Source organism: Sphingomonas sp. PAMC 26605 (assembly GCF_000241485.1).
GTDB lineage: Bacteria > Pseudomonadota > Alphaproteobacteria > Sphingomonadales > Sphingomonadaceae > Sphingomonas.
In genome coordinates this window covers 118,467-123,067 of sequence record NZ_JH584243.1, presented here as the reverse complement: position 1 = coordinate 123,067, position 4,601 = coordinate 118,467, and the positions used below count along the sequence as shown (strand labels likewise).

Here is a 4,601-nt window from a genome sequence, read left to right as displayed (position 1 = left end):
CCCTGCCACCGGGATATACGCGCAAGGAGCCGGCGGCGAAGCCAAAGCTGGGGCCGCTGCTGCCGGTGATCGATGCGATCTTGGCAGCGGATCAGGCAGCGCCGGTGAAGCAGCGGCATACGGCCAAGCGGATCTTCGAACGGCTGCGCGACGAGCATGGCTTTGCCGGCGGATAACGTGCGCGTTCACACTCTGACAGCCGTCAGATTCGTCCGCTTTCCCAAAATTTGTTCCCGATTGCTGTTCCCGAAATTACCGCTCGAAGGTGGAAAATCGGGAATGATCGTCATGAAAGGATGGCCGCTCTTGGGAGTGAGAACTGCTCACCGAGGCGCCCGATTGTGGACGCCTTGTGCCGTAAACCCGACCGGCACCCGTCATTTACGACCTTGGGTTGGCATTCGGGCCGGTCGAGCTGGTCCAGAGATAGGCCATCCAGCGCTTCCGGCCGGCCTCGATCGCTGGCAATTCCAGCCAGCCTTCACCGCGAAACAGATGAGCAAGAACTTTCGCCTGCGGTTCGAAGTTTGTTACCAGGAGATGGTTGGCGCAAGTTTGTGCCTCTGCAATCCGTTGGGCCTGGCCGCTGCCGTAAATCAGCACTTCGCAGAGCGTAGCGATGTCATATTTTGAACGCGGCAGTGATGGCCGTATATCGCCAAGCGCGCCTTCGAGGTAAACTGGCCCGGGTACCGCGACCTTTGCCCGGTTTAGCGCATTTACCGACAGGTCGATTCCCGTAACATGCGCCGCAAGTTCCATGAAATGCCGGGTTTGCGAGCCTTCCCCGCACCCGATCTCAAGCAGAGATTCGATCTTGGGGCAGCGTTCGGCAAGCAGTACGTTGGTGGCGGCAAAACGCGCCTGTTCGCGGCGCGAGACCCTCCAGGGATCAGCCCGTTTGTACATACCATCCAGAACCGCTCGATCGCCGCTGAATTGGTTACGCCGAAAAGACCAGTGGTTGAACGCATCAACAATAGAATTCGCCATGATCCAAGATGCCTTCGAAATGCCCTCACAGCCAGATCATCGACCGTGATTCCCTTGCTAACGTCACGATGCTAATTCGTACAAATCTCTACAAACGTTACGCGTGCTATGCCCCTGCACGTAAATATTTTTCTCCTAGTGTAATATCAGTAAGGATTTGGGCGGTTGGCATGGTCTTTGATTCGAGACCCTGCGGAATGAATCCTTATGCCTTGCACCGACGCCGAGATTTCCCGTAGCAATTTGCCTCCGTCGGCGTGGCATATAATGGCTAACCTACGGCGTCTTCACCCTTTGATCGTCTCTGTGGGGGGTGGTATTGCAACCATTGGTGCTCTCGTAGTTGCACTTCACCAATTCAGCCAGCAGGGGGGCAGGGTCCCAATAGTCACTCTGGTCTCGAGCGGATTGGGATTCTGGGTTGCATTTGTAGGGACGATGCTGGTCGAACCTGCGGCGGGCTGCTGGATCGCCCGGCGCCAGCTGGGCACGGGGATGGAAACCCTTGGTCCACTCCTGCGAAAGCAATCGCTCAACATGCTGCTGTTCAGTTGCGCCGGAGATGCGCTGTTCCTGGCTTGGCTGCAAAAACACCTCGCTGATGCAAAGGCGGCCTTCGCGCTGGTGTGCGATATGGCGATCATTTCGGCGCTGGTGAACAATATCGCGGCGCTTGGGCTCTTGTTCCTGATGCGGCAGCCGCTTCAGGCCCTTGCTGGCGCGCGGATCGATGATCGGGCAGTGGCCCTGGCTGTCGCTCTGGCCGCCATCCCGCTAGTGCTGATGACGCTGCGCCGGAGGTTGATGCGCAGTGTCGCCGCCCCAAACATGGTTGTCGCGCTCAGTGCGCGCACCATCCTGCATAGCCTGCTTTCGATCGCCACTTGGCATTTTGCCTTGCCGATGGTGCCGCTGGAATCATGGCTTATGCTGATAGCGGCGCGGATGATCTTTTCGCGGTTGCCGTTGCTGCCCAACAAGGATCTTGCCTTTGCCGCTGCCGTGGCGATTCTTCTCGGGCCGACCGAACAGATCGGCTCGGTCGTTGCCGGGGTCGCGCTGCTTACCCTGGCTGCAGATGCACTAATGCTGCTGGTGGTGCCGAGCGGTTTGCGCTCGCGTCGAGTCCTGGCCGGCTAGCCGTTTAGCTGATGTGGCGGTCGCTCAAAAACCAGCCGCGTTGAGATCATTAACAAACGTCTGATTCTAGGGAGCGAGTACGGGTTCAGTTAAATAACCGGCATTGGGGCGTCGGCAGCGTGCCATCTAGAGGGGCGGGTAGCTTATGTGGGCAGTCGGCCTAGCACTGTTTAGCGTGGGATCAGCGTCTCGCCCTCCAAAATATCCGCGCGACGCGTGTGCGACCGGGCGAGGTGAGGACGGGATATGAGGAGCGTCCAAACGCCTACGGCAAACGTTGTTTGTTCGGACACTGGAGCGCTCGTAGGCCGAGCACTACGAGGAGCGCCCCATGCAACAGGCGCTCGCAAAAACGGTCGAGCCGCTCGACGAGAATGCAGAAATCGGCGCGTTACTGGTGATAGAATATGCGAGGCTCCGTCACTACGCTATTCGGTTAACTGGTGTCGGCGCAGATGCCGATGACTTGTTGCAAGACACAATCCTTCGTTGTTGGGCAGCACGAGGCAACTTTCAAATTGACAGCAACTTTGGCGCCTGGTCCCGAACCATTATGCGGAACGTGTTCCTATCGGGAAGGCGTCGCATGCGATTTCAGGCCGACCTGCCCGACGGGGCCTTGGATCGAATGTTGAGCGTCGATGCGACCCAAGGGGAGGCGGTCGATCTACGGGATGTGGACTGGGCGATGGGCAAGCTGACATCCGATCATCGCGACGTGGTACAGCTCGCAAGTCAAGGTGTTTCGATCGAAGAAGGCGCGGCACAGCTGTCCATCCCGGAAGGTACGTTTAGAAGCCGGTTGTGGCGTGCGCGCGCACGTCTCAGGCGACTGACGGAGGATCGGCTCGTGCCGCTGCCTATGGCGAAAGTGCTTGAACTTAGGGCTGAAGCAACCGCCCCGATAGAACGCAAACGCCGGGACTGGACGGGCGTCATCATTGGATAGGCGCGAACGTGCGCGCCGGTAAAGCTTGGCGCTTGCATCGGGGCCAGTCATCAGCAATTCTCATTTTTTGTGGGAGAGGTCTGCATGACTATCGGGGAACTTGTTAAGGGCGTCGCCGCGGCGACGAGCACGAGCGAAGCGCATGCAAAAGCCGCGATCACGGCGGTGTTCGACCAGGTCGCCAACGCGGCCGCGAAGGGCGAAGAGATCTCGATCCCTGAGTTTGGCAACTTCTCAGTCAAGGATCGTCCCGAACGCCCGGGCCGCAATCCCTCAACCGGCGAGGCAATGACGATCGCGGCGTCGAAAAAGGTGTCGTTCACCCCAGCCAAGGGGCTGAAAGATAAACTTTAATCCACATGCCGTCGGAGATGCCGGCCAGCGCTGCGCAGTTGTGGGTCGCACCAGAGGTGTTGGCCGATTACGCGACGCGCGGCCCAGTACGAACAGCTCAAGATTACAGCTCGGCTCGACGAACAATTGTTGAAAAACGATATGAACGGCGCCCACAGACAGAAATTTCTCCAACGACAAACCGATCAACTGATGCGCAAGAGGACGAGGCATGGCGTTTTTGGAAGAGCTGTTGGAGGGTGGCAGCACGTACCGGGTCAAGGCAACTAAAGACGGGGCCGTAGTCCAGCCGATCAGCGATAGCGATGATGACCTGGAAGCATTTCAGGATATTGTGGTGCAGATCGAGGACAATGAGGGTGACGGCTACGAGGTATCTCTCACCCATCCGGTCAGCACGCGTGGGCGCAACCTGATCAATCGCATTGTGATCGCGATCGAATAATTGTGGTTCGCCCACCATGAGGGCAGGGCGCTACCATAAAACACACCGTTTGCATTGCCCAACGCGTTGGTGAGATCGAAGATCAGTCATGCTGGCCAGATCCCAGCAGCGCCACTTGCGCGGCACGCAGCGACATCAGCTTGTCGGGGTCGGTTGGCGCAAGGCGACCCCAGCGAAATGCAGATCGATCTGATGCACCCTCCGTCCAAATCCGCTCCGCGACGTGGAAAAGCTCTTGAATCGTCGGCGCTCGGTCAGTGGCGACACAATCAATCACGGCGTCATCGAACAGGACGTTAATCGAGCGCATCTCTGGTCTCCTGCTCCCCTAATAGGCGGCGACCGTGACGCGGTGATGGCAGAATGAGGAGGCCGGGCCCATTCCTGACACGGCAGATCTCGAATCCGCTTATCCTGCTTCGCTTACCTCGGCTTCCGCATCGAAGGCCCGTCTGCCGCGCCGCTTCCACAACGCTAGTACGTGGCCGGCATCGTCACCGCGTGCGCGTGAAGCGAGATCGAGCAATGCGCCGTAGAGGGTGGCGCGATCGTCGTCGGCCAACTCGATCAGGCCGGCTTTTTGGACAAGGCCACCCAGCTCGATCAGGAGGCGCGTTCGTTCACGACGTTGCACGACCCAGCTCCGATTATCGGTTCGACGTTCAGCCGCTTCGGCCCGCAGCGTCGCCGCCTGGTTCAGCCGAAACGCCCGATCCGTCG

7 protein-coding genes and 1 pseudogene are annotated in these 4,601 nt (G+C 58.9%); 5 read left to right on the top strand and 3 right to left on the bottom strand.

Features of this window, described 5'->3' with window-relative positions; all coding sequences use genetic code 11:
* Positions 1-173, top strand: a pseudogene (locus RH90_RS23700) (IS21 family transposase); the annotation flags it as partial.
* Between the two features lie 208 nt (positions 174-381).
* On the opposite strand, the gene RH90_RS20045 reads toward RH90_RS23700, so the two are convergent.
* Positions 382-993 (bottom strand): class I SAM-dependent methyltransferase, encoded by a 612-nt coding sequence (locus RH90_RS20045; protein ID WP_081477049.1) that lies wholly within the window; start codon positions 991-993, stop codon positions 382-384.
* A 438-nt stretch (positions 994-1,431) separates the two neighbouring features.
* Here RH90_RS20045 and RH90_RS20040 point away from each other — a divergent pair, with 438 nt between their 5' ends.
* From RH90_RS20040 to RH90_RS20025, 4 genes are all read left to right on the top strand, one after another.
* Positions 1,432-2,133, top strand: coding sequence for a hypothetical protein (locus RH90_RS20040; RefSeq protein WP_010188505.1), 702 nt, complete (start codon positions 1,432-1,434; stop codon positions 2,131-2,133).
* A gap of 331 nt (positions 2,134-2,464) precedes the next feature.
* The gene (locus tag RH90_RS20035; RefSeq protein WP_010188503.1) at positions 2,465-3,082 is read left to right on the top strand and encodes an RNA polymerase sigma factor; all 618 of its coding nucleotides are present in this window, start codon (positions 2,465-2,467) and stop codon (positions 3,080-3,082) included.
* 84 nt (positions 3,083-3,166) lie between these two features.
* Positions 3,167-3,436, top strand: coding sequence for an HU family DNA-binding protein (locus tag RH90_RS20030; protein ID WP_010188502.1), 270 nt, complete (start codon positions 3,167-3,169; stop codon positions 3,434-3,436).
* A gap of 211 nt (positions 3,437-3,647) precedes the next feature.
* On the top strand, positions 3,648-3,881 hold the full coding sequence (locus RH90_RS20025) for a hypothetical protein (RefSeq protein ID WP_010188501.1): 234 nt from the start codon (positions 3,648-3,650) through the stop codon (positions 3,879-3,881).
* Between the two features lie 82 nt (positions 3,882-3,963).
* Here RH90_RS20025 and RH90_RS20020 read toward each other — a convergent pair whose 3' ends face one another.
* Both RH90_RS20020 and RH90_RS22920 read right to left on the bottom strand, forming a co-directional pair.
* Positions 3,964-4,191, bottom strand: coding sequence for a hypothetical protein (locus RH90_RS20020; RefSeq protein ID WP_010188500.1), 228 nt, complete (start codon positions 4,189-4,191; stop codon positions 3,964-3,966).
* 99 nt (positions 4,192-4,290) lie between these two features.
* Positions 4,291-4,515 (bottom strand): conjugal transfer protein TraD, encoded by a 225-nt coding sequence (locus tag RH90_RS22920; RefSeq protein ID WP_029625524.1) that lies wholly within the window; start codon positions 4,513-4,515, stop codon positions 4,291-4,293.
* Between the last annotated feature and the right edge of the window lie 86 nt (positions 4,516-4,601).